20 protein-coding genes are annotated in these 24012 nt (G+C 69.2%); 7 read left to right on the top strand and 13 right to left on the bottom strand.

Annotated features, from left to right (window positions below; all coding sequences use genetic code 11):
• Positions 1-62: 62 nt before the first annotated feature.
• Positions 63-578 (top strand): YciE/YciF ferroxidase family protein, encoded by a 516-nt coding sequence (locus tag AC07U4_RS08740; protein WP_038664778.1) that lies wholly within the window; start codon positions 63-65, stop codon positions 576-578.
• A 270-nt stretch (positions 579-848) separates the two neighbouring features.
• Here AC07U4_RS08740 and pepN read toward each other — a convergent pair whose 3' ends face one another.
• Positions 849-3458 (bottom strand): aminopeptidase N, encoded by a 2610-nt coding sequence (pepN, locus tag AC07U4_RS08735; protein WP_495195160.1) that lies wholly within the window; start codon positions 3456-3458, stop codon positions 849-851.
• Positions 3459-3573: 115 nt separating this feature from the next.
• Between pepN and AC07U4_RS08730 the strand changes: the two genes are divergently transcribed.
• Positions 3574-5244, top strand: a complete 1671-nt coding sequence (locus tag AC07U4_RS08730; protein ID WP_495195159.1) for a M28 family peptidase — start codon at positions 3574-3576, stop codon at positions 5242-5244.
• Positions 5245-5318: 74 nt separating this feature from the next.
• Complete coding sequence (locus tag AC07U4_RS08725) at positions 5319-6137, top strand: Rossmann-fold NAD(P)-binding domain-containing protein (RefSeq protein ID WP_495195158.1); 819 nt, start codon at positions 5319-5321, stop codon at positions 6135-6137.
• Here the strand turns inward: AC07U4_RS08725 and AC07U4_RS08720 are convergent.
• The 5 genes from AC07U4_RS08720 to AC07U4_RS08700 form a co-directional block, all read right to left on the bottom strand.
• Positions 6047-6964 (bottom strand): DMT family transporter, encoded by a 918-nt coding sequence (locus AC07U4_RS08720; protein WP_137898188.1) that lies wholly within the window; start codon positions 6962-6964, stop codon positions 6047-6049. The genes AC07U4_RS08725 and AC07U4_RS08720 overlap by 91 nt on opposite strands.
• Positions 6961-7962 carry a threonine aldolase family protein gene (locus AC07U4_RS08715; RefSeq protein ID WP_495195157.1) on the bottom strand — a complete coding sequence of 334 codons (1002 nt, stop codon included), beginning with the start codon at positions 7960-7962 and terminating at the stop codon, positions 6961-6963. The genes AC07U4_RS08720 and AC07U4_RS08715 overlap by 4 nt, the downstream gene beginning before the upstream one ends.
• A gap of 243 nt (positions 7963-8205) precedes the next feature.
• Complete coding sequence (locus tag AC07U4_RS08710) at positions 8206-8496, bottom strand: hypothetical protein (protein ID WP_495195156.1); 291 nt, start codon at positions 8494-8496, stop codon at positions 8206-8208.
• Positions 8497-8555: 59 nt separating this feature from the next.
• On the bottom strand, positions 8556-9218 hold the full coding sequence (locus AC07U4_RS08705; protein WP_156143849.1) for a cell wall hydrolase: 663 nt from the start codon (positions 9216-9218) through the stop codon (positions 8556-8558).
• A gap of 1329 nt (positions 9219-10547) precedes the next feature.
• Positions 10548-12701, bottom strand: coding sequence for a transglycosylase domain-containing protein (locus AC07U4_RS08700; protein ID WP_495195155.1), 2154 nt, complete (start codon positions 12699-12701; stop codon positions 10548-10550).
• 112 nt (positions 12702-12813) lie between these two features.
• Between AC07U4_RS08700 and AC07U4_RS08695 the strand changes: the two genes are divergently transcribed.
• The gene (locus AC07U4_RS08695; RefSeq protein ID WP_495195154.1) at positions 12814-13395 is read left to right on the top strand and encodes an NADPH-dependent FMN reductase; all 582 of its coding nucleotides are present in this window, start codon (positions 12814-12816) and stop codon (positions 13393-13395) included.
• A gap of 200 nt (positions 13396-13595) precedes the next feature.
• Here AC07U4_RS08695 and AC07U4_RS08690 read toward each other — a convergent pair whose 3' ends face one another.
• A complete protein-coding gene (locus AC07U4_RS08690) occupies positions 13596-14864 on the bottom strand; it encodes a dicarboxylate/amino acid:cation symporter (protein ID WP_495195153.1) in 1269 nt (422 codons plus the stop codon).
• Between the two features lie 319 nt (positions 14865-15183).
• Here AC07U4_RS08690 and AC07U4_RS08685 point away from each other — a divergent pair, with 319 nt between their 5' ends.
• Positions 15184-16257 (top strand): PLP-dependent cysteine synthase family protein, encoded by a 1074-nt coding sequence (locus AC07U4_RS08685; protein ID WP_495195152.1) that lies wholly within the window; start codon positions 15184-15186, stop codon positions 16255-16257.
• Here AC07U4_RS08685 and AC07U4_RS08680 read toward each other — a convergent pair.
• From AC07U4_RS08680 to AC07U4_RS08655, 6 genes are all read right to left on the bottom strand, one after another.
• Positions 16173-16817, bottom strand: coding sequence for a hypothetical protein (locus tag AC07U4_RS08680; protein ID WP_038664805.1), 645 nt, complete (start codon positions 16815-16817; stop codon positions 16173-16175). The two genes, AC07U4_RS08685 and AC07U4_RS08680, sit on opposite strands and share 85 nt — an antisense overlap.
• Positions 16814-17056, bottom strand: coding sequence for a hypothetical protein (locus tag AC07U4_RS08675; RefSeq protein WP_038664807.1), 243 nt, complete (start codon positions 17054-17056; stop codon positions 16814-16816). The genes AC07U4_RS08680 and AC07U4_RS08675 overlap by 4 nt, the downstream gene beginning before the upstream one ends.
• Before the next feature lie 223 nt (positions 17057-17279).
• The gene (locus tag AC07U4_RS08670) at positions 17280-18161 is read right to left on the bottom strand and encodes a hypothetical protein (RefSeq protein WP_495195151.1); all 882 of its coding nucleotides are present in this window, start codon (positions 18159-18161) and stop codon (positions 17280-17282) included.
• 24 nt (positions 18162-18185) lie between these two features.
• The gene (locus AC07U4_RS08665) at positions 18186-18350 is read right to left on the bottom strand and encodes a hypothetical protein (protein WP_495195150.1); all 165 of its coding nucleotides are present in this window, start codon (positions 18348-18350) and stop codon (positions 18186-18188) included.
• Positions 18347-19876, bottom strand: coding sequence for a helix-turn-helix transcriptional regulator (locus tag AC07U4_RS08660; RefSeq protein WP_495195149.1), 1530 nt, complete (start codon positions 19874-19876; stop codon positions 18347-18349). The genes AC07U4_RS08665 and AC07U4_RS08660 overlap by 4 nt, the downstream gene beginning before the upstream one ends.
• Before the next feature lie 16 nt (positions 19877-19892).
• A complete protein-coding gene (locus AC07U4_RS08655; protein ID WP_038667564.1) occupies positions 19893-20261 on the bottom strand; it encodes a CsbD family protein in 369 nt (122 codons plus the stop codon).
• Between the two features lie 377 nt (positions 20262-20638).
• On the opposite strand from AC07U4_RS08655, the gene AC07U4_RS08650 reads away from it, so the two are divergent.
• Together AC07U4_RS08650 and AC07U4_RS08645 are read left to right on the top strand one after the other, a co-directional pair.
• Positions 20639-23092 carry a TonB-dependent receptor gene (locus tag AC07U4_RS08650; protein ID WP_495195148.1) on the top strand — a complete coding sequence of 818 codons (2454 nt, stop codon included), beginning with the start codon at positions 20639-20641 and terminating at the stop codon, positions 23090-23092.
• Positions 23092-23958 (top strand): tyrosine-protein phosphatase, encoded by an 867-nt coding sequence (locus AC07U4_RS08645; RefSeq protein ID WP_495195147.1) that lies wholly within the window; start codon positions 23092-23094, stop codon positions 23956-23958. The genes AC07U4_RS08650 and AC07U4_RS08645 overlap by 1 nt, the downstream gene beginning before the upstream one ends.
• Positions 23959-24012 lie beyond the last annotated feature (54 nt).

Genomic DNA, 24012 nt, shown 5'->3' with positions numbered 1-24012 from the left:
GCAACCGTGCCGCCGTCCGGCTCGTTGCACCCCCCGACACCACAATATGACGGAGAACGACCATGGGCCTGTTCAGCAAGGACATCGCGACCTTCGAGGATCTCTACGTCCACCAGCTCGAGGACATCTATTACGCCGAGCAGCAGATCACCAAGGCGCTGCCCAAGATGATCGAGAAGGCGACCGACGTGCAATTGCGCCAGGGCTTCGAACAGCATCTGCGCGAGACCGAGGGGCAGATCGAGCGTCTGCGCCGCGTCTTCGAGATCGAGGGCCGCCAGCCCAAGGGCGCGACCTGCCCGGCGATCGACGGCATCATCAAGGAAGCCAATGAGGTCGCCGGCGAGGTGAGCGACAAGGCGGTGCTCGACGCCGCGCTGACCGCCGCGGCGCAAGCGGTCGAACATTATGAGATCAGCCGCTACGGCACGCTGGTCACCTGGGCGAAGCAACTCGGCCGCACCGAGAGCGCCGCGCTGTACCAGCAGACGCTCGACGAGGAAAAGGCGACCGACGAGAAGCTCACGCAACTGGCGACGAGCAAGCTCAACGCGCGGGCCGAAGCGGTCGAGGCGTAAGACAGGACACCCGACCACCGTCCCCCGGAGGTGGTCGGGACCCGCGTGAACCACCAGTGCTCCTGCGAACGCAGGAGCCCAGGGTTCCGAACGCCGGCAATTGTTGTTCTGCTTGGCCCTGGGTTCCTGCGTGCGCAGGAACACTTATAGGATCGCGCGGCAGAGCCAACGTTCCCGAAGGTTTCGACTCATTCCGCCGGCTAGCGCGCAGCGGAATGGCCCGAAACCCGCCCGCACCCCGCGCTGCAGAGCGACGCGGGACTGGCCGATTTACCCCAGGCTCTTCGACGCCTGTTCGAACACGTCCTTTGACAGGCCCGGCGTCGCGACGATCCGCTCCAGCGCGCCGCGCATCAGCGCCGCGCGATCCGAATCGAAACGCCGCCACCGTGCCAGCGGCGGCAGCAGCTTCGCCGCGGTTTGCGGATTGAGCTTGTCGAGCGCGATGAGCTGGTCGGCGAGGAAGCGATAGCCCGAACCGTCCGCCGCGTTGAACGCCCGCTGGTTCGCCCCGAACGCACCGACCAGCGCGCGGGCGCGATTGGGATTGGCGAGGGTGAAATCGGGATGCTGTGCGAGGTCGGCGACCAGCCGCCCGGTGTCGTCGCGCGACGACAGCGCCTGCGTCTGGAACCATTTGTCGATCACCAGCGAGTTGCCAGCATAGCGATGGTAGAAGATGTCGAGCGCCGCCTCGCGCTCGTCCGAATAGCCGTTGGCGAGCGTGCCGAGCGCACCCTGCCGGTCGGTCATATTGTCGGCGCGCTCGAACTGGCGGAAGGCGATCGTCGCGGCATCGTCGGCGCCGCTCGCCGCGATATAGCCGAGCGCGACGCTGCGCAGCCGGCGATGGCCCTTCGCCGCCGGGCTGTAGACATAGGGGCCGTCCGGCGCGCGCTCATAGGCGTCGCGCCACCGGTCGGCGAGGCGCAGCCCGAGCGCGCGGCGCAGCCCTTCGCGCGCGCGGAAGATCGCCTCGGGATCGACCATCGCGAGCTGGTCGCCGATGAACCCCTCCGACGGCAGCAGCACCGCCTCCGCGACGAACGCCGGATCGAGCGTGCGGTCGTCGAGCGTGTTGGCGACCGCGGTGATCACCGCGTCATTGTCGGGCCGCCCCTCGATCGTCGTCGCCACCAAAGTGTCGAGCATCAATTGCTGCATCGCCTCGTAGCGCGCGAAGGGATCGTCGTCGTGCGCGCTGAGGAAGGCGAGATCGGCCGCCGACCGGTCGCTCTCGATGATCACCGGTGCCGAGAAGCCGCGGTTGACCGACAGCACCGGCCGTTCGGTGATGCCGTCGAACACGATCGTGCTCGCCGCCTCGTCGAGCAGCACCAGTTGCTCGTCGCCGAGCGCGCGGCCGGTCTCCGCCCCGAACACGCGAATGCGCAGCGGCAGCACCATCGGCTGCTTGTCGGGCTGGCCCGGCGTCGCCGGCACGTGCTGCGCGAGGCGCAAGGTCGCGCGGCCGTCGCCCGCCTGATGCGACAGGCTGGCGGCGACGCGCGGCGTGCCCGCCTGGCTGTACCACAAGCGGAACTGGGTCAGATCCTTGCCGCTCGCCTCCTCCATGCAGGCGACGAAATCCTCGCAGGTCGCGGCGGTGCCGTCGAAGCGGGTGAAATAGAGGTCGGTGGCGGCGCGGAACGCCTGCGGGCCGAGGATCGTCGCCATCATGCGGATCAGCTCGGCGCCCTTGTTGTAGATCGTCGCCGTATAGAAATTGCCGATCTCGATATAGCTTTCGGGGCGCACCGGATGCGCGAGCGGGCCGGCATCCTCGGGGAATTGCGCGGCGCGCAGGCCGCGCACGTCCTCGATCCGCTTGACCGCCGCCGAGCCCTGATCCGCGGAGAAGCCCTGGTCGCGATAGACGGTGAAGCCTTCCTTGAGGCTGAGCTGGAACCAGTCGCGGCAGGTGATGCGATTGCCCGACCAATTGTGGAAATATTCGTGCGCCACCACCGCCGCGATCGCGTCGTAATCGTAATCGGTGGCGGTGTCGGGATCGGCGAGGATGTAGCGGCTGTTGAAGATGTTCAGCCCCTTGTTTTCCATCGCGCCGAAGTTGAAATCGTCGACCGCGACGATGTTGAACACGTCGAGGTCATATTCGCGGCCGTAGACGCGCTCGTCCCACGCCATCGCCAGCTCGAGCGCGTGGAGCGCATGCCGCGTCTTCTCCACGTCGCCGGCGCGCACCCAGATGCCGAGGTCGACGCTGCGGCCCGATTGCGTGGTGAACTGGCCGCGATTGACCGCGAGGTCGCCGGCGACCAGCGCGAACAGATAGGAGGGCTTGGGGAAGGGGTCGTTCCATTCCGCCCAATGCCGGCCGTCGTCGAGCGTCCCCGCCGCGACCGGATCGCCATTGGCGAGCAGCACCGGATAGCGCGCCGCATCGGCGACCATCCGTACCGCATAGCGGCTCAGCACGTCGGGCCGGTCGGGGAAATAGGTGATGCGGCGGAAGCCCTCCGCCTCGCATTGCGTGCACAGGATGCCGCCGCTGGCATAGAGGCCCATCAGCTGCGTGTTGCGCTCGGGTGCGATCTCCACCTCGGTCTCGATCGTATGCGCGTCGCCGGCGAGCGGGACGACGAGCTGCTCGCCCTCGATCCGCCAATCGTCGGTAGCGACGCCGTCGACGCGCACCGCGAGCGGGCGCTGGCCGGCGCCGTCGAGCCGCAGCGGATCGCCGCTGGCGTCGTTGCGCGTCACCGACAGCGTCGCGGTGACCCGCGTCGCGGCGGGATCGAGGTCGAACACCAGCCGCGTCTCCGGCACCAGCCAGGCGGGCGGGCGATAATCGTGGCGGCTGATCGCACCGGTCGCGGCGGGAGCGGGCTGGGCGATGGCGTTGAGGGCGTCGAGCATCCACCCTTTATAAGAACGCCGACGCCCGCTGCCAGTTATTCCTCCGGCCGGGATCAGCCTTGTGCTGGACCGAGGCGCTGATACGCTGTCCCGTCACCCACGTCAGGACCCCTGCATGATCCGTACTCTTGGCGCGCTCGCCGCGCTGACCCTCGCCGCGTCCGCACCGGCGCAGACCTCTACGCCCGCCACGCAGGCCAACACGGCCGCCGCGCAGGCCAATGCGCTGCTCAACCGAGCGCTGCCCGCCGATCAGGCGGCGATGAAGGCGCACGTCCTGTTCCTCGCCTCGGATGCGATGAAGGGACGCGAGGCGGGCAGCCCCGAATTCGATATCGCCGCGCAATATGTCGCGGCGCAATTCTATGCCGCCGGCCTGCGCCCCGCCGGCGATGCGGGCAGCTATTTGCAGACGGTGCCGCTCGTCGTCTACAAGGCGGCGGACGAGGGGGCGATGGCGTGGACCGCATCCGGCGGCAAAGCGCAGCCTTTGATCTTCGGCACGGACTATATCCCCGCCGCCAATCCGGCGCGTGCCGAGACGCAGGTGACTGCGCCCGTCGTCTTCGCCGGTCGCGGCATCGTCGCGCCGCAATATGGCGTCGACGATTATGCCGGCATCGATGCGCGCGGCCGGATCGTCGCGATCTTCGCCGGCGCGCCGGGCACGTTCGCGGGCGAGGAACGCGCCTATTTCGCCTCCGCCGCGACCAAAGCGCAGATCGCCGCGGCGCATGGCGCGATCGGCATCGTCATGCTCGAATCGCCGCGCCCCGCCGCGCGCCAGCGGCCGTTCTCGGCGAGCGGCTACGCCAATCCACGCACCACCTGGGCGACGCCGGCGGGCACCGGCACCAGCCCCGCACCGACCACGCCGGTGCTCGGCACGCTGAGCCAGGCCGGCGCGACGAAGCTCTTCGGCAGCGTTGCGTGGAGCGAAATCGCCGCGCAGGCCAAAGCGGACAAACCCGCTTATACGCCGCTGTCGCTGTCCGGCACGCTGTCGGCGACGACGCGCACCGCCTTCACCCCGGGCGCGAGCAGCAACGTCATCGGCGTCGTGCCCGGCGCCGATCCGGTGCTCGCGAAGGAATTGGTGATCCTCTCCGCGCATCTCGACCATATCGGCGTCAACGCGGGCGGGGAGGGCGACCGGATCAACAACGGTGCGCTCGACAATGCGATCGGCATCGCCAGCCTGATCGAGGAGGCGAAGCGCTTCACCGCCAGCGGCAAGCCGCCGCGCCGCACCGTGATGTTCCTCGCGGTGACCGGCGAGGAGAAGGGGCTGATCGGGTCGAGCTATTTCGTCGATCACCCGACCGTGCCGCTCGCCGACATCGTCGCCGACGTCAATCTCGACATGCCGGTGCTGCTCTACCGGTTCGAGGACATGATCGCCTTCGGCGCGCAGCGCTCGACGCTCGGCCCGATCGTGGCGCGTGCGGTGGGCGCGGTCGGCGTCGGCCTGTCGCCCGATCCGATGCCCGAACAGGGCTTCTTCACCCGCTCGGACCATTTCAACTTCGTCCGCAAGGGCATCCCCTCGGTCTTCCTGTGGCCGGGGATCAAGGGCGCAGGCAAGGCGCCGTTCGAGGATTTCCTCGCCAACCGCTACCACCGCCCCGGCGACGACCTGGTCCAGCCGATCCTGTGGGACCAGGGCGTGCGCTTCGTTGCGACCAATTACGCGATCGCCCGCGAGATCGCCGACGGCGACGCGCGGCCGGTCTGGAACAAGGGCGATTATTTCGGCACGACCTACAAGGGGCCGATGGCGCGTTAGGGTCCGAACCCGCCGAAGGACGGCTTTCGGCAAACGGGGCTTCGCCAAGCCCGGCCCGAACGATAGGATAGGCCATGCTCCTGATCTTCGGCCTCGGTTACACCGCCGCGCGCATCGCCGCCGCCTGGCCCGGCGCGACGCTGGGCACGACGCGCGACGGCCGCGACGGCAGTCTGCGCTTCGCCGACGCGGCGGCGGTGCGGCCGGCGATCGCCGCGGCGACGCACATCCTGTCCTCGGTGCCGCCGGAGGGCGAGGACGACCCGGTGCTCGCCCGCTATGGCGACGCGCTCGACGGCCGCCGGCTCTTCTATCTCTCCTCGACCGGCGTCTACGGCGACGCCGCCGGCGCCTGGGTCGACGAGAGCGCGCCGACCGGCTCCGGCCGCCGCGCCGCCCGCGCCGCCGCCGACGCCGCATGGCTGGCCCGCGGCGCGCGCGTCTTCCGCCTGCCCGGCATCTACGGTCCCGGCCGCTCGCCGCTCGATCGCGTCGCCGCGGGCAAGGCGCATCGCATCGGCCTGCCCGATCAGCTGTTCAGCCGCGTCCATGTCGACGATATCGTCGGCGGCGTGCTCGCCGCGCGCGACGCCCCCGCCGGCGCGTACAATCTCGCCGACGACCGGCCCTGTTCGCAGGACGAGGTCGTCGCCTTCGCCGCGCATCTGCTCGGCCTGCCGCCGCCGCCAGTGGTGGCGCTGGAGACGCTGAGCCCGATGGCGCGCGGCTTCTATGCCGAGAACCGCCGCGTCGCCAACGGCAAGGCGAAGCGCATCCTCGGCTGGTGTCCCGCCTATCGCGATTACCGGTTCGGCCTGCGCGCCCTCAAGGCGATGACCAGCCCGACCCCGGTCAGCGCCGCCCCCGCCGCGGCGAGCGGCGACCAGCGATAGCCCTCGAACAGCGTCGACAGCAGCATCGCGATCACCGGCACGATGACGCTCGAATAGGCCGCCTTGGCCGGCCCGATCACGCGCAGCACCCGGTAATAGAGCGGGAAGGCGACCGCCGAGCCGAACAGCCCGAGATAGACGATCCCCGCCCAGTAGGCGGCGCGCGTCTCGATCACCGGCGGCCCGGTCAGCCACCAGGCGACCAGCCCGTCGACGCCTGCGCCGATCAGCATCGACACCGCCAGCGTCGCCATCATCGGATAGCGTTTCGCGGTCGGGGTCGCCTGCAGCACGTTCGCCATCGACGCGGCGAGGATCGCCACCCCGGTGAAACCGATCCCGGCCAGCGTCGCCGCGGTCCCCGCCGGGCCGCTGCGCGCCTCGTGCAGGAACAGCAAGGCGATCCCCGCCATCGCCACCGCCGATCCGGCGATCAGCTGCCCGCCCATCCGCTGGCCGAGCAGGAGGCGCGCGAACAGCGCATTGGGCACCAGCAGGATCGCGAACACCACCGCGACGAGGCCGGAGGTGATGTGATGCTCGGCGCGATAGACGAAGTTGAAGTTGAGGCAGAATTGCAGCACGCCGACCGCCGCCGCGAACGCCCAGCCGCGGCCGTCGAGCGCGAACCGCTCGCCCTTGACCCGGGCGACGATCGTCATCGCGATGCCCGCGACGAGGAAGCGATAGGTCACCGACCAGCTCGGCGGCACCACGCCCAGTTGGTCGCGGATCACCAGCCAGGTCGATCCCCAGATCAGCGTCACCAGTGCGAAGGGGACGAGGATCGCCGCCCGCGTCGACCGGGGTGCGGCGGCCTCGCTCACAGGTCCCCGATCGCCGCCGCGAGCCACGCCACCTGATCGGCCGGGCTGTCCCACGCCGTCACCAGCCGGATCTCGCCCGCCGCCCAGTCATAGAAATCGAACCCCTGCGCACGCAATGCCGCCGCCTCTGCGGGCGTCGCCTGCAGGAAGACCTCGTTCGCCTCGACCGGATGGACCAGCCGCGCCCCCGCCGCCGCCGCCAGCTCCGCCGCGCGCGCATTGGCGGCGCGGGCGTTGTCGAGCCACAGATCGTCCTCGAGCATCGCCAGCACCTGCGCGGCGAGATACCGGCCCTTGGAGAACAGCAGCCCGGCGCGTTTGCGCCGGTACAGCGTCGCCCCGGCGAGCGCGGGCTTGAAGAAGACGAGCAATTCGGCGCTCATCGCGCCGTTCTTGACGAAGCCGAAGCTCAGCGCGTCGACCCCCGCCTGCCACGTCACCGCCGCGGGCGAACACCCCAGCGTCGCCACCGCATTGGCGAAGCGTGCGCCGTCCATATGCAGCCCCAGCCCGCGCGTCCGCGCCAGCGCCCCGATCGCGGCGACCTCGTCGGGCGTGTAGACGCGGCCATATTCGGTCGCATTGGTGATCGAGATCGCATGCGGCTGGACGCGATGCACGTCGTTGGCGATCGCGTCGATCACCGTGGCGATCGTGCCGGGGGTCAGCTTCGCGCCCTCGCCGTCGGCGAGATAGAGTTTGGCGCCATGGGTGTAGAATTCCGGCGCACCGCCCTCGTCGTTCTGGATATGCGCGTCGCGATGGCACACCACTGCACCGTGCGGCGGGCACAAGGCGGCGAGCGCGAGACAGTTCGCCGCGGTCCCGGTCGGCACCCACAAGGCGGTCACCTCGGTGCCGAACAGATCGGACAGCCGCCCGTCGAGCGCCTGCGACCGCGCGTCGCCGTCATAAGCGGTGTCGAGCGTATTGGCCTGCATCAGCGCGGCCATCACCTTGGGATGCACCGGCGCGGCATTGTCTGAAAAGAAGCGCATGCCGAAAACCTTGCGGCGCGCGGCAGGCACCGTCAACCGGCGTTGGCGGGCGAATGGCCGCCGCTCCGACCGACACGTCGAAGGAACCCCACCCGTGCTCCTGCGAACGCAGGAGCCCAGGAGTCCGGAACGCTATAGCCCGTTGTCCTGCCTGGCCCTGGGCTCCTGCTTTCGCAGGAGCACGGGTGGGATCGCGGACGTCTCGACGAAGGCCGAGGCGACGGGAGGGCCGGCCCCCCCAAATCACCCCAGCCGCTCGGTCAGCACGATCTCGCCCTCGACCTCGATATCCTCGTCGCCGTCGAGATCGGCATCCTCGGGCATGTCGAATTCCGCGCTCCAGTCGTACACCTTCGCCGCGCCGCCCTCGATCCACACGCGCACCGCGCCGTTGGTGATCTCGCCGCCCATCGCGCCGACGAAATCGGTGACCAGCGCATCGGCGGCGCTTTCGTGATCGGTCACGCCGGGGATGCTCGCCGCCTCGACCTCTTCGTCCAACTCGATGATCTGCGCCCAGAATCGTTTTGCCATCGTCTGCTTCCTTGCTGCGGGGGGCGGTCTTGCCAGATCGGCGGGCGAAAGGCTCGCCCCTAATGCCGCACGTAGAACAGGTGCGAGCGCACCCGCCCGACCTTGACCAGCGTATCGCGCCAATAGGGCACCATCCAGTCGGTATGGTAATGCGTCGCCCGCCCGACCGCGGCGAAGACATAGCCGCCGAGCGCCCGCCGTGCCGCCCGCCGTGCCGCGCCCCAGCCGAGATGCACCGGCCGCCGGGCGAACGATCCGTCGCAGGTGAACGAGAATTGGCAGCCCGTCGTCCGGTCCGATCCCTGATAGACGACGCCGCAGATCGTCTTGGGAAAACCCGGCGCGCGCACCCGGTTGAGGATCACCTGGATCACCGCCTGCTGCCCGCGGCGGTCGTCGCCGGCTTCGTAGAGCGCGGCGGTGGCGAGGCATTCCGCCGCCTGCTCGCGCGCCGCCGGGCCGCCCTGGAAGCGATAGGGCAGCGCGCGCAGCCGCCGCTTCGTCTCGATCGGCACCGCGGCGTTCGACGCGCGCGCCTCGTCCATCGTCAACGGTCTGGCGACCTGCGCCGCCGGCGGCAGCGCGAACCGCCACGGCCCGACCGACCCCGCCACCACGATCACCACCGCGACGACGCCGAGCAGCAGCAACCACCGCTCGGAAGCGAGATCATGCGCCTTGCGCCGCCCGCGCGGCCGGGAAGAGGTGCGTCGCTGCGCCATGACGCGACCGTCTAGCCGAGGCGGCGGCCGATACCAGCCCGCCTGCGGTCTGGAACCGCGTCGCACGCACCATAGTCCGGCGACATCGCGGGGGCGCTGGCTGGATCGGACGGCTTGCCGAGAGGGCGAAGAAGATTTGTTCGCGCAAAGGCGCAGAGGCGCAGAGGCGCAGAGGCGCAGAGGCGCAGAGGCGCAGAGGCGCAGAGGCGTAGAGGCGCAGAGGGGTTCCCGCCTCGACCCCAGTGCTCCCGCGCAGGCGGGAGCCCAGGAGTCCTGAACGCGATCGGACGTTGCTCTGCTTGACCCTGGGTTCCCGCGTTCGCGGGAACACTGGAGATTGCTCCAGCGCCGCACAAATCCGAAAAAGAGGAACGGGATCACGCGAAGACGCGAAGACGCCAAGGTGCTGCGCCCACCGCGGTCGCGGCCCTTTCCCTCAGGCGATTGCGAAGACAGGACCACGCCGCCCCACGCGATACATCTCCGCGCCTCCGCGCCTCTGCGCGAACAATCGTCCGCGCCGCATCAACGCCCCTCCAGATGGCAGGGTCACCGCCTGAAGCGGCGGCAGCGAGGTTCGATCGGCTTCCCCCTCCGATCCGTCACCCCGGACTGGTTCCGGGGTCCACCGTGCCGCAAGCGAACGGTGTCGATTCGACCCCTTCTCCCCGCCGCAGAGTGGACCCCGGAACGAGTCCGGGGTGACGGCGGAAGCTTGGTGGGCGCCGGGCGAACGCAACCGCGCCTTGGCGACCGGCCCGCACCCCGGCGCGACCATTCCATATCGCGACGATCCTACGCTCGACCCCAGTGCTCCCACGCAGGCGGGAGCCCAGGAGTCCCGAACGCGATCGGACGTTGCTCTGCTTGACCCTGGGTTCCCGCATTCGCGGGAACACTGGAGATTGCTCCAGCGCCCGCAGAAATCCCAAGAAGAAGAACGGGGATCACGCGAAGACGCGAAGACGCGAAGGTGTTGCGCTCGCCGCGATCGCGGCCCTTTCCTTCAGGCATTGCGAAGACAGGACCACGCCGCCCCACGCGATACACCTCCGCGTCTCCGCGCCTCTGCGCGAACCAATTATCTATGCCGATCCTCGCAAGGGCACACGCCGGCGCTGACGGGAACGACATCCGGCATCGCGACGATGCGCGTAAAAGGGAGAAATCACGCCAAGGCGCGAAGGTCCGCACGAGGCGGCCTGATCCTGTCATCGCAACCGCATGATGGACAGGCCCAATATCGCGGCAAGCGCAACACCTTCGCGTCTTCGCGCGAACATATCCCTCATCGCTACGCGTCCAGAGGAGGCCGGATACCGATCCGCCCTATTCCTCATCCCCCTCGTCGCCACCCCTTCGATCGCGCGGTGGCGGCGCGTCCGGCGGAACCGGCGCGCGGTCGCGGCCCGGCGCGATGCTGATGCTGCCGTCGCGGCCCATCTTCATCTGCATGCCGAAACCGTCGATCGTCCCCTCGGGCGCCGCGATATCGCCCATCGGATCGTCGAGCGCCTCCTCGGGGCCGACGACCGCCTCGGGGTCCATCGCATTCTCCTCGATCACCACCGGTGCGACGACCGGTGCGATGTTGAGCGCGGAGACCATGAACTGGCGCCACAATTGCGCGGGGATGCCGCCGCCGTGCAGCCCGGCATTGGGCGAACTGTCGTCGTTGCCGACCCACACGCCGACCACCAGGTCGCCGGCGAAGCCGATGAACCACGCATCGCGGCTGTTCTGCGACGTCCCCGTCTTGCCGTAGGCGGGCAGCGTCAGCACCGCGGCGCGCCCCGTCCCGCGCAGCGACGAACCGAGCAGGTCGAGCATATGGTCGCGGATCCCGTCGGGCATCGTGCGCGGCCCGCCGGTCAGCGACTGATACCAGCTCTTGCTCGCGCCGCTGTCCTCCAGCCCGCGCGGATGGACCGGATATTTGCCGTTGGCGACCGCCGCATAGGCCGCGGTCAGTTCGAGCAGCGACACTTCCGCCGTGCCGAGCCCGATCGTCGCCTCGTTGGGGATCGGCGTCGAGATGCCGAGGTCGCGCGCCGCCTTGATGACGTTGCGCACGCCGACCTCCTGCGTCAGCCGCGCCGCGACGACGTTGCTCGACCGGGCGAAGGCGCGGCGCAAGGTGATCGGCCCGAGATAGCGGTTGTCGTCGTTCTTCGGCTTCCAGCCGGCGATCTCGACGCGGCTGTCGTCGGCCATCGTGTCCGGCGTCATGCCGGCGCGCATCGCGGCGAGATAGACGAACAATTTGAACGTCGAGCCGGGCTGGCGGCGCGCCTGGGTGGCGCGGTTGAAGGGGCTCTTGGCGTAATCCTTGCCGCCGACCATCGCGACGACGCGGCCGTCGCGCCGCATCGCCACGATCGCGACCTGCGCCTGCCGCAGCCCCGCCTGCCGCACGACGCGCTCGGCGGTATTCTGGAGCCGGCGGTCGAGCGTGGTCTTCACCGTCGCCTCGGTCTTGATCTCGCCGGCCTGGTCGCGCGCGTCGGGCAGCACCCAGTCGGCGAAATAGGTGCCGCTCGGCAATTGCGTCGGGCGGCTCGCCAGCACGCGCTGCGGCTCGACCTCGGCAGCCTCGGCCCTGGTGATGAACCCCGCCTCGGCCATCGCGCGCACCACCAGCATCTCGCGCTTGCGCGCGCCCTCCAGATTGCTGGTCGGCGCCAGCCGCGACGGCGCCTTGACCAGCCCGGCGAGCATCGCCGCCTGGCCGACGTTCATCTTCTCGGGCTCGCGGCCGAAATAATGTTTCGAGGCGGCGCGCAGGCCATAGACGTTGTCGCCGAAATAGACGTTCGACAGATAGCGCGACAGGATCTCGTCCTTGCTCAGCCATGCCTCGAGCCAGAAGGAGATCATCACCTCGCGGATCTTGCGTGCGGCGGTACGGTCCGAATCGAGGAAGGCGTTCTTGGCGAGCTGCTGCGTGATCGTGCTGCCGCCCTCGCGCACCCCGCCCGAGCCGACATTGTGGACGAAGGCGCGCAGGATGCCGCGCGGGTCGATCCCCCAATGCGAGCGGAAGCGGCGATCCTCGATTGCCAGGAACGCATTGGTGACGTGCGCGGGCAGCTTGGCCGCGTCGACCGGCGCGCCGATGATCGCGCCGCGCCGCGCGATCGGCGTGCCGTCGTCGGCGGTCAGCGTGATCGACGGCGGCGTCGGCGGCTTGAGCGAGCGGCTCAGCGGTGCGGTGACCGCGAGCCAGCCGATCGCGATCACCAGCAGGATGATCCCCACGCCGATGCCGCGCACGATCCAGCGGCCGATGTTGCGCGGGCTGCGCGGCGACGGCGGCAGGTCGCCGCCGGCCGGATCGTCGCGGTCGATGAAGTCGTCGAAGCGGCCGCCCAGGCGGTGGTCGCGCGGCGTCTCGTCGTCCAGCTCGTAACGCCGGCCGATTGTATTGCGGCGGTTGGTATCGACGGGTTCGTGACGCATCGGCTCGTCCCAGCGGTCAGCCATAAGGTGTATTACAATCCTAAAACAGCTGAGGCAAGGGCACGCGTCTATGCGTGAGGTTAGCGAAGTTTACCTTGGCTGGCGCCGTCCGTCGAGCCGCGCTATCGCAGGCGTCATGGCAGTCGATCCCGCTTCTCCCCCTCTCGTCGTCGGCATCGGCGGCACCATCGGCGGCATCTCGTCGACCGAGCGCGCGCTGCGCATCGCGCTCGACGCCGCCGAGCGCGAGGGCTTCCGCACGCGGATGTTCGGCGGCGCCGACATGGCCCGCCTGCCGCTCTACGACCCGCGCGCGACCAGCCGCACCGCCGACGAGGAGGCGTTCGTCGACGCGGTGCGCCAGGCCTCGGCGGTGATCATCGCCAGCCCCGGCTATCACGGCAGCATCTCGGGCGTGGTCAAGAACGCGCTCGACCTGCTCGAGGAGACGGCGAAAGACGCGCGCCCCTATCTCGCCGACATGCCGGTCGGGCTGATCGCCACGGCCTACGGCTGGCAGGCGACGGGCTCGACGATCGCGGCGCTGCGCTCGATCGTCCACGCGCTGCGCGGCTGGCCGACCCCCTTCGCCGCGGCGATCAACACGCAGATCACCAAGTTCGATGCCGAGGGCGGGGCGAGCGACCCCGCGGTGGTCGAGCAGCTCGGCCTCATCGGCCGGCAGGTGGCGCGGTTCGCCCCGCTCGCGACGGTCTGATCCCGGACGCCATCACCGGGCACGTTGGACAAGTTGGACACCTTAATGGAAACGATCCAGGTCTATCGTTTCGATTCCTGTACCATTGAGAAAGAGCCGCTCCGTCCGGCGATGCGCTAACGAATACGCCGCCAGTAGGACAGGGCGGCGCGTTTCCGGCGTCCGGGCAAGGCTTTGCGCCGGTGTCGCGCCATCAGGGGTCAGGCCGGGACCAGTTCGCCCGTGGCCGATTCGGCCAGCAGCCCCTGCCGTTTGGCGACGATCGCCGGGATCAGCGCCTGCCCCGCGACGTTGACTGCGGTACGGCCCATGTCGAGGATCGGGTCGATCGCGAGCAAGAGCCCGGCGCCCTCCAGTGGCAGGCCGAGCGTCGACAAGGTCAGCGTCAGCATCACCAACGCGCCGGTCAGCCCCGCGGTCGCCGCCGAGCCGAGTACCGAAACGAGCACGATCAGCAGATAGTCCGCGCCGTGCAGCGGGATATTGTAATATTGCGCGACGAACAGCGCCGCGACCGCGGGATAGATGGCGGCGCAACCGTCCATCTTGGTCGTCGCCGCGAACGGCACCGCGAAGGCGGCATAGCTGCGCGACACGCCGAGCCGCTCGACCACCTGTTCGGTGACGGGCAGCGTCGCGATCGACGAGCGCGAGACGAAGCCCAATTGGATCGCCGGCCAGGCGGTGGCGAAGAAGCGCTTCGGGCTCATGCCGTTGGCGAGCAGCAGCAACGGATAGACGACGAACAGCACGAGGCCGAGGCCGATATAGATGGCGATCGCGAAGGTGCCGAGCGCCGACAGCGACTGCCAGCCGTAGCGGACGATCGCGCTGCCGAGCAAAGCGCCGGTGCCGATCGGGGTGAGGCGGACGACCCAGCGCAGGATGCGGCGGAAGATCGCCAGCGCCGAGGCGTTGAAGGCGAGGAACGGCGCGCCCGCCTCGCCGGTGCGCACCGCGGCGACGCCGATCGCGATCGCGACGACGATGAGCTGGAGCACGTTGAACGACAGGCCGGTCTTCGCGCCGCCATCGGCGAGCCTGGTCGAGGCTTCGAGGCCGAGGATATTGGCCGGCACCAGCCCGCGCAGGAAGTCGAGCCACGAGCCCGCGGTATCGGGTCGCACCGCGGCGGCGGCGCTGACCCCGGCATGCGCGCCGGGTTGCAGCAAGGTGCCGAGCGTCAGGCCGATCGACACCGCGATCAGCGCCGAGAGTCCGAACCAGAGGAAGGTGCCGGTGACCAGCCGCGCGGCATTGTTGAGGTCGCGCAGCGCGGCGATCGACGCGACGATCGCGGTGAAGACGAGCGGCACGACCAGCGCTTTCAGCAACTGGACGAAGATGTCGCCGACGATCTTCAGCCCCTCGGCCAGACCGGGCAGCGCATAGCTGCGCGCGACGAAGCCGAGCGCGAGCCCGATCGCCATGCCAATGAAGACCTGCACGCCGAAGGGCGGGCGGGTCACTGCGCGAAGGTCCTGATCATCGCGGCGATGTAGGGGGTGAAGGGTGCCGGTGCGACGATAGAAATGGTGGAGGCGGGTAAAGGTGGGGTGCGGTTTTGACTGCCTCATGGCTCCCGCCCCATCCTCCCCCTCCGTCACGCCTTCGGCGCGCCACCTCCCCCTTGCGGGGGAGGAATAGGCAAGTCCTCCCCCGCCAGGGGGAGGTGGCAGCGCGTCAGCGCTGACGGAGGGGGAGGACGGGGTGGGAGCTTCACGATTACGCGCGCCACCGAGTTGCCACCCTGTCCGTTTCCGCCTCACCCGTATAAAGCCCCCGCGCATGACTTATGGAACGGAGATCGACCGGCGCTGGCTGACCGAGGCGGTGCGGCGGATCGAGGCGGATTACAACCGCTCGGCGGATACTCATCTGATCCGCCTCGAACTGCCGCGCTTTCCCGGCATCACGCTGTATCTCAAGGACGAGAGCTCGCACCCGACGGGCAGCCTCAAGCATCGGCTGGCGCGCTCGCTGTTCCTCTACGCTTTGTGCAACGCGTGGATCGGGCCGCGCACCACGGTGATCGAGGCGTCGTCGGGGTCGACCGCGGTATCGGAAGCCTATTTCGCGCGGATGCTCGGGCTGCGCTTCATCGCGGTGGTGCCGGCGCAGACCGCGGTGCCCAAGCTCGACGCGATCCGCTTCTACGGCGGCGAGATCCATGCGGTCGACGACCCGCGCACCGTCTATGCCGCCGCGCAGCGGCTCGCGGCGGAAACCGGCGGCCATTATATGGACCAGTTCACCTATGCCGAGCGCGCGACCGACTGGCGCGGCAACAACAATATCGCGGAGAGCATCTTCGCGCAGATGGCGGAGGAGGAATATCCGGTGCCGCGCTGGGTGGTGTGCGGTGCCGGCACCGGCGGCACCTCGGCCACTATCGGCCGCTTCATCCGCTATCAGCGCCATGCGACCCGATTGTGCGTCGCCGATCCCGTCCATTCGGTGTTCCACCGCCATTTCGCCGATCCGGACGTCGTCGCGCTGCCCGATGGCTGCGCGTCGCGCGTCGAGGGGATCGGTCGGCCACGGCTCGAGCCGAGCTTCATCCCCTCGGTGATCGACCGGATGATCGCGGTCGAGGATGCCGCCAGCCTCGGCGCGATGCGTGCGCTGTCGGAAACGCTCGGGCGATCGGTCGGCGGCTCGACCGGGACCAATCTCCACGCCTGTGCGCAGCTCGTCGCCGAGATGGCCGCGGCGGGCGAGCAGGGCAGCATCGTCACCTTACTCTGCGACGGCGGCGACCGTTACGCCTGTACCTATTACGACGACGCCTGGTGCGCGACGCACGGCGTCGCCTGGAACGACGCGGCGGCGGCGATGCGCGGCTTCCTCGGCGCGGGCTGACGACGCGGCGGCAGCACCGGCGGCGCGAGCATCAGCCGATGCCCGAGCCGGTCGTAGAAGCGGCAGACGTCGATGATCTCGGTACGACCGGGCGCGAGCCGCGTCCCCAGCGGGTAACGGCGCAGTTCGTCGCCCACGTCGGCGCGCCAGCCGGCGGTCATCATGCTGCCGCCGGCGACGTCGGGGCGGCGCACGACGCCGTTGCAGTGGATCAGGCAGGCGCTGGAACGGCCGAGCGCGAGCAGCCGCGCCCGGTCGGCACCGGAAGCCAGCGGATGGACGCCATAGTCGCGCAGTTTGTTGGCGGTATTGCGCTGTTCCTCGCGCACAACATGGCCCGCCGACGCACCGAGTTCATCGAGCAGGCCGTGGAGGAACCGGTCGAGCTCGCGCAGGCAATTGGCGACGAAGCGCGCGCGGGTGCGCGCATGCGGACCCTGCGGCCAGCCGTCGGCGATCACCGGACGCTCGGCGAGCGCGGCGAGGAAGGTCGCGCCGCGGGTCAAGGTGTCGTGCGCCGCCGCTGCCCCCCGCAACGGCGTGACGCGAGTGTGGATCACGCCTCGCTGTGGACCGGATCGGACTCGGCATCCTCGGATGCGGCGAGCGTGCTGGCGGCGCGGGTGGCGGCGGCGCGCTGGTCGCGCATCGCCTCGGTCCGCTCGGCGCGCGCGGCCATCGCTTCCCACGAGCGCGCGGCGCGCTCGCAGCGGTCGCGGACGTTGTCCAGATTGGCCTCGGACGCGTTGCTGCGCTCCTGATCGGCCTGCTTGCGGAAGAATGTGGCGTCGCTGGACATCGGGCACCTCGTCAGCGGTAGGAAGAGAGGCAGGGAAGGGCGAACGGCGCGGTCGGCACCGGCGCGTCACGTCGATATGCGACTATACGGACACCATAGATGGGCGCGAACCGCGCGATAAGCAAGTGACGCCGCCGTCGCGGTCCGATCGGACCGCGACGGCGATGCGTCTTCCCCATTAGGGGGAGCGGCAGGTCGAAGAACGCCGACCTGCCGCAGACACTCAGCGCAGGCGGCGGCGGGTGGCCGCCGTCGCGCCGAACCCGGCCGCACCGGCGCCGACCAGCAGCGCGAGCACGATGATGAACGAGGTACCGGCAGCGGCACCGGCGGCGGTGTCGGTCGCCGACTTGGCGGTCGCCACGGCCTTGTCCTTGGTCTTGACGAAGTCCGCCTTGGCGCGGGTCACCTGGGCCTGTGCCTCGGGACGGCTGATCTTGCGCTGCGCGGCGACGATGTCGACGACGCGGGCTTCGGCCTGTGCGCCGTCGGTGCCGCCACGGGCCATCGCCGGCAGCTGCTTGGCGATTTCCTTCTGCGCCTGTTCCGGCGTCATCTGCGCCGGATCGGCCGGGGCGGCGGACAGATAGGCGGCGGCCTCCTGACGCACGTCGCCCTCGTCGACGCCGGCGACCTCCGCGGCGCGCGGTGCCACCGCACCGACGCTCGAACCGGCGGCGCCGGCGACCGCACCGACGGTGCGGAACGCGCCGCCGATGATCCCGCCGACCGCCGAGGTCAACAGGTACAGCGTCAGGATCAGCGTCACGCCCCACACCACCATGCCGTGGACGAGCGCATCGAAGCGATCGGTCGCGCCACCGACGCGTGCCGCGGCATAGCCGCCTGCACCGAGCGCGACGATCGTGGTGATCAGCCAATAGATGCCGGCACCGATGCCGAAGCCGGCGGCGCCGGGCGTCGTCCCCTCGACCGGATCGACCATCGTCAGCCCGATCCCGGTGCCGAGGATGCCGAGCACCAGCTGGATCGCCACCGCGATCACCACACCGGCGAAGATCGCGCCCCAGGACAGCCGCTTCGGCCCACGCAGGATCGCATTCTCTTCTGCCGGCGTCATGCCGGTCGTCGTTATCGTCGCCATAGTCACTCCTGTTGTCGTCTGTCGTTATCGGTCGTCGGATGGGCGGCCGGCCCGGCCGGTCGCGTCCGCTTTCCGTTCTGCGCGCCCCTTGCGCACCTCGGCGTCGTCGCCGAGCAACTTGCCGATCGTCTCCCGCGCGGCGCCCTTGGCCGCGCGCGTCGCCGGATCGGCAGGTATCTTCTTGGTCATGCGGCACCTCGCTGCGCCGTGCCGCGCGCGATCGACCGCAGCGCGATCGCGCCGTCGTCGAAACCGCGCGCGCGCGCCCAGGCGGCCGCCGCCGTGCGGCGGTTGACGCCGATCTTGGCGTAGATCCGCGCGACATGGTTGCGCACCGTGTTGCCCGAGACGTCGAGCGCCCGCGCGATGCTCTTGTCGTCGAGCCCGCGGCAGATCAGCGCCAGCACCTCGCGCTCGCGTGCGGTGAGCGCATCGAGCCCGGGGCCGTCGACATCGGGCTGCGGCGCACGCAGCCGCGCCAGCTTGTCCATGATCGAGCGGCTGAACCAGCTCGTGTCCTTCATCACCGCCTCGATCGCTTCGACCAGTTCGAGTTCGGTCGCCTTGCGCTGGGTGATGTCCTGGAACGCCCATAGCAGGCAGCTGGCGTTGCCGATGGTGATCGTCTCGGTCGAGACGACGCAGTCGATCGCACCGCCGTCGCGCACCGCGATGCGCGCCTCGTGGCTGCGCAGGTCGCCGCCGTCCGCGATCGCCGCCTCGACGTCGCCGCGCACCGTATCGTCCGCCCACAGGCCGAGGTCGGCGAGCGAGCGGCCGACGATCGCGTCGGCGGCATAGCCGGTCAGCGCGGTGAAGCTGGCGTTGACCTCGCACAGCACACGGCCGTCGCGCGCGCCGATCGCCATCGGCACCGGCGCCAGCTGGAAGGTGCGGGTGAATCGCTCCTCGCTGTGGCGCAGCGCCGATTCCGCCTGCCGCCGCGGTTCGAGGTCGGCGAAGGTGAACAGCATGCAGGGTCGTTCGTCGAGATCGATCGGCTGGCCCGCGACGATGACCAATTTGGTGCCGCCGTCGGGCAGCGCCAGCTCGGCCTCCATCTGCGGGATCGTCCGTCCCTCGGCGAGCCGCTGCTTGGCGAGGTCGCGCTGGTCGGCGCCGTGCAGCACGTCGATGTCGTAGACGGTCTTGCCCAGCACCGCGTCGCGATCCTGCCCGGTCATCTCCAGAAAGCCCTGGTTGACCTTGACGAAGCGCAGGTCGGCGAGGCGGCAGACCACCGCCGGCGCCGGATTGGCGTTGAACGACTGTTCGAACCGGTCCTCCGCCTCGTAACGCGCGGTGACGTCCTGGACGATCAGCACGACGCAGGTCGGCACGTCCTCGTCGGCATCGTTGAGCACCAGGCTGCGCACCTGATGCACCCAGCGCGGGTCCTCCTCGCCGGCGACGGTCACCTCGACCACCACTTCCGAGAAGGAATCGCCGGCCGCCACCCGCTCGATCGGATAATCGTCCGCCGCGAGCCGGTGGTTATTGCGATAGCGCAGCTGGAAGCGCGCGCGATAATCGTCGACCGTCGCGCCGAGCTGATCGAGCCGTTCGACGCCGTGCATCGCCAGAGCGGCATCGTTCGCCCAGAGCAGGCTCTGGTCGGGATCGATCAGGATCACGCCTTCGTCGAGACCGGCGATGATCTGGCGCAGGTGGCGCAGATCATTGGTCTCGCGCAGGCTCGTGGGCGACGTGGACATCGACGCGCGCCGGCGATCAGTCGCGCTGGCCGTGGATCAGCCAGGCGAGCGCATAGCCCCCCGCGGCCGCGGCGATGGCGGCCAACAGCACCGGCTGCTCGTCCAGGCCGCGCGCGACGACCCGCTTGCCGTGGCGCGCGGCCTCGGCGGCACGATCGGCGGCGTCGGTGACCGCCTCGCGGCCCTTGGCGGCGAGATGCGGCGTGGCATCGATCGCGTCCTCGGCGACCGACTGGGCGCGGCCGTAGAGGTTCTCCGCCGCACCGGCGACCTGATCGACGATCCCGTCGACCTGCCAGTCGCGGCTGTCGACCGCGTCGCCGACGGCCGTCTCGACCTTGCCGCCGACGTAGCGGGCGCCCCCATGCCATTCGTGCGTGTTCATCTCGGTCTCCATGAAGAGCAATGCCCGACCCGCGCGGAAGGCGGACGGCCGACCACGATCCGCTGCCCAGGGGCATCGAACCGGCCGAACGGATCAGGCGAGTTGGGGAAGTCTCGCGAACGGTCGCGGGTGTCCGACCGTTCTGGACATACAAACCTACGTTAGACCAGTTGGTTCCTGGTAGCTTTGTGGGGGGTCGCTGATCGTCTTATACCCCCGATCGGGCCGCATCCGGGCGGCCAACCGACGCCGGCGCGGGTGGCGCCATCCGGCAGATATTTCGCATCGCAACATAAATGCGGTCGATCTGTCATGCATCCGAAACGAACACATCGCACCGGGCAGCCATGTTTCGTTACGAAACGGGGGGCTCCGTCATGTCATTCACCACTTCCGCCATTGCGGCGCGGCTGCTCGCCGCGACCGCCGTCTGCTCCACCTTGATCGCGACGCCGGCGTTCGCCGCGGACGATCCCAAGAGCGTCGTTACCGCCGAAAAGACCCCGGAGGACGCGCCCGACCAGCTCACCGATATCGTCGTCACCGCCGAGAAGCGGCCGCAGAGCGCGCAGAAGACGCCGATCTCGATCAGCGTGCTGAGCGGCGACGATCTCGCCAACCGCCATGTCGTGTCGCTCGCCGATCTCGGCGACGGGTCGATCCCGTCGCTCAAGGTCGCGCCGTTCTATTCTCGGAACTCGGCGCTGATCGTCAACATCCGCGGCGTCGGCGTGCTCAGCGACAGCAACCAGCCGGCACGCGACCAGGGCGTCGGCGTCTATATCGACGGCGTATATCTGGGCCGCGCGCAGGGGCTCGGTACCGCGCTGTTCGACATCGAGAATATCGAGGTGCTCAAGGGGCCGCAGGGCACCTTGTTCGGCCGCAACACCGAAGGCGGCGCGGTCAACATCATCACCAAGCGGCCGAGCGGCGAATACCACCTCAACACGATCGCCGGCATCGGCAATTACGGCGCCTATAAGGGCGAAGTGCATCTCGACCTGCCCGCGATCCAGGATATCGCGGTCAAGATCGATGCGGTCGTCAGCCACCGCGGCCCGCTGGTGCGCAATCCGCTCACCGGCGCCGACGGCTTCAACGCCTATGACAAGCGCGGTCTGCATTACGAATTGCTGTGGAAGCCGACCGCGGACTTCAGCGCCGATTATTCGTTCGACACCTCCTACGACGCCTCGACCCCGCTTTATCTGCAATTGCTCGCGCCCGGCACCTACAAGCAGGCGCCGCTCGGCACCGTCCAGCCGCAGCGCGCGCGCGACGCCAACGTCGGCGTGCCGCAGCAGCCCAGCGTCGGCAAGGTCCGCGGCAACCAGCTGACGCTCGCCTATCACCCGGCGTCGGCGCTGACCGTCAAGTCGATCACCGCCTATCGCGCGATGACCCAGACCCAATATGACAACGGCTCCGCCGCCAGCACGCTGTCGGCGTCGACCACCACTTTCGTCAGCAAGGATTTCGCCGGCAATACCATTCCGCTGCCGTTCTCACGCTACAGCCTCGCCGATTTCCGCCAGAACCAGTTCAGCCAGGAGGTGCAGCTGATCGGCGACGTGGCGGAGGTGCAGTTCGTCGCCGGCGCGCTCTATTATCAGGAGCATGTCGAGGACAATGCCCGCGCCTTCTACACCAACCAATGCACCACCTCGGCCTGCACCGCCTATACGATCCTGCCGCCCAACTTCCGCACCGATGTGGCGAACTATGCGGCGCTACCGCTCGATTACACCGCGCAGCGGATCGACCGCGCCAGCTATGTGAAGACCAGCAGCGTCGGCGCCTTCGGCCAGGCGACCTGGACGCCCGCCGCGCTCGACGACCGCCTCCACCTGACCGGTGGCCTGCGCTGGAGCCGCGACGCCAAGCAGGGCACGCTGCTGACGGTCAACGGCAAGCTGCCGGTCGACCGTCGCGGCGTGTCGCGCGAACTGCCGCTCGACGCGCGCTGGTCGCGGGTCGATCCGATGGTCAATCTCGCCGTCGACGCCACCCGCGACGTGCATCTCTACGGCAAATGGAGCACCGGCTATAAATCCGGCGGCGCCAATTCGCGCTCGCAGGAATATGACGCGTTCAATCCGGAAACGGTCTCGGTGTTCGAGATCGGCGCCAAGACCGAATTCTTCGATCGCCACGCCCGCTTCAACATCGCGGCCTATGCCGGCACATACAAAGACATCCAGATCGACTTCCAGCGCCCCTATGTCGACGGCAAGAACGGCGCGACGACGCGGACGACGATCTCGACCCTCAACGCGCCCGGCACCGGCGGCATCCACGGCGTCGAGGCCGAACTGACGGTGATGCCGGTGCGCGGAGTAACGCTCCACGGCTCCTACGCGCATACCTATGTCCACATCCCGCCGGCGGTGAATCCCTATCCCAATGCCAAGGGCGATCTGAGCACGCTCGCCGTGCCGATCTACCAGACCTACACGCCGAGCGACTCGGCCAGTGCCGCCGCCGATTTCGAGGTGCCGCTGACCGGTGCGACGCTGCGTGCGCATATCGACGGCAATTACGATTCGGGCTTCTACGCCAGTTCCAACGACCCGGTGTATGTCGGCGCGAACAATCCGGGCAACGTCTACCAGCCGAAGGGCGATGCCGCGTTCATCGTCAACACGTCGCTGGCGCTCGCCGATATCGCGATGGGGCAGGGCGACGCGAAGGTGACGCTATCGGTCTGGGCACGCAATCTGTTCGACGAACAGCACGTCTTCTACAAGGCATTGTATGTCACCACCGGCCTGCAGGGCTTCTACAACGAGCCGCGTACGCTGGGCGGCCAGGTGCAGGTGACCTTCTGATGCGCATCATCCCAACCGCCGTGGCGCTGACGCTGCTCGCCTCGCTGCCGGGCAGCGCCGTCGTCGCCCGGTCTCAGCCCAGCGCGACCGCAACCGCGTCCGCGCACCAACGGCTGCTGCCGTTGCAGGGCGGACGCAACTTCCGCGATCTCGGCGGCTATGCCACCGGTGATGGCCGGCACGTCAAATGGGGGCTGTTGTACCGCTCCGGTTCGATGCACGGGCTTACCGCGGCCGATTACGCCGAATTGCAGCGGCGCGGCCTCCGCGTCGTCTGCGACCTGCGCGACACGCGCGAGCGTGCCGCCGAGCCGGTCGATTGGCCCGCGCAGGGCGCGCCGCGGGTGCTGAGCGACGACTATCTGCTCGACACCCGCGACTTTCTGCCCGCCGGTGCGATGAAAGACTGGACCGCCGCCGCCGCGCAAGCGGCGATGACCGCGAGCTATCCCAAAATGCTCGTCCAGTTCCGCGGTCAGTATCGCCGGATGTTCGCCGAGCTGCTCGCCGGCCATGCTCCGCTCGCGTTCAACTGCTCGGCGGGCAAGGATCGCACCGGCATCGCCGCCGCCTTGCTGCTCACCGCGCTCGGCGTGCCGCGCGCGACGGTGATCGACGATTATCTGCTGACCAACCGCTACCTCGATGCCGCCAAGCTCCTCACCAGCCCGGCGCAGGCCGACACGCCCTGGGCGCATCTGCCGCCCGGCGTCGCCGCGGCGCTGGCGGCGGCGGACCGGCGTTATATCGAGGCGGCGCTGGCGGTGCTCGACCGGCATCCCGGCGGTGCAACCGGCTGGTTGCGCGACGAAATGGGGCTGTCGGCGGCGGACATCGCCCGGCTGCGCACCGCCTATCTGGATTGACCGGGGCGCCGACGGCGTAGAGAAATCGCCCCACTGACGCAGGCCAATCGCCGC

Source organism: Sphingomonas sp. GW821-FHT02B09 (assembly GCF_059421875.1).
Note: the sequence above shows the minus strand (reverse complement) of the source record. Positions and strands in the feature narration are given on the sequence as shown.

Excerpts from the sequence above, each read along its gene's own strand:
- AC07U4_RS08740 (WP_038664778.1), top strand. The coding sequence starts at position 63 with ATGGGCCTGTTCAGCAAGGACATCGCGACCTTCGAGGATCTCTACGTC.
- pepN (WP_495195160.1), bottom strand. The coding sequence starts at position 3,458 with ATGCTCGACGCCCTCAACGCCATCGCCCAGCCCGCTCCCGCCGCGACC.
- AC07U4_RS08730 (WP_495195159.1), top strand. The coding sequence starts at position 3,574 with ATGATCCGTACTCTTGGCGCGCTCGCCGCGCTGACCCTCGCCGCGTCC.
- AC07U4_RS08725 (WP_495195158.1), top strand. The coding sequence starts at position 5,319 with ATGCTCCTGATCTTCGGCCTCGGTTACACCGCCGCGCGCATCGCCGCC.
- AC07U4_RS08715 (WP_495195157.1), bottom strand. The coding sequence starts at position 7,962 with ATGCGCTTCTTTTCAGACAATGCCGCGCCGGTGCATCCCAAGGTGATG.
- AC07U4_RS08710 (WP_495195156.1), bottom strand. The coding sequence starts at position 8,496 with ATGGCAAAACGATTCTGGGCGCAGATCATCGAGTTGGACGAAGAGGTC.
- AC07U4_RS08705 (WP_156143849.1), bottom strand. The coding sequence starts at position 9,218 with ATGGCGCAGCGACGCACCTCTTCCCGGCCGCGCGGGCGGCGCAAGGCG.
- AC07U4_RS08700 (WP_495195155.1), bottom strand. The coding sequence starts at position 12,701 with ATGGCTGACCGCTGGGACGAGCCGATGCGTCACGAACCCGTCGATACC.
- AC07U4_RS08695 (WP_495195154.1), top strand. The coding sequence starts at position 12,814 with ATGGCAGTCGATCCCGCTTCTCCCCCTCTCGTCGTCGGCATCGGCGGC.
- AC07U4_RS08685 (WP_495195152.1), top strand. The coding sequence starts at position 15,184 with ATGACTTATGGAACGGAGATCGACCGGCGCTGGCTGACCGAGGCGGTG.
- AC07U4_RS08675 (WP_038664807.1), bottom strand. The coding sequence starts at position 17,056 with ATGTCCAGCGACGCCACATTCTTCCGCAAGCAGGCCGATCAGGAGCGC.
- AC07U4_RS08670 (WP_495195151.1), bottom strand. The coding sequence starts at position 18,161 with ATGGCGACGATAACGACGACCGGCATGACGCCGGCAGAAGAGAATGCG.
- AC07U4_RS08665 (WP_495195150.1), bottom strand. The coding sequence starts at position 18,350 with ATGACCAAGAAGATACCTGCCGATCCGGCGACGCGCGCGGCCAAGGGC.
- AC07U4_RS08660 (WP_495195149.1), bottom strand. The coding sequence starts at position 19,876 with ATGTCCACGTCGCCCACGAGCCTGCGCGAGACCAATGATCTGCGCCAC.
- AC07U4_RS08655 (WP_038667564.1), bottom strand. The coding sequence starts at position 20,261 with ATGAACACGCACGAATGGCATGGGGGCGCCCGCTACGTCGGCGGCAAG.
- AC07U4_RS08650 (WP_495195148.1), top strand. The coding sequence starts at position 20,639 with ATGTCATTCACCACTTCCGCCATTGCGGCGCGGCTGCTCGCCGCGACC.
- AC07U4_RS08645 (WP_495195147.1), top strand. The coding sequence starts at position 23,092 with ATGCGCATCATCCCAACCGCCGTGGCGCTGACGCTGCTCGCCTCGCTG.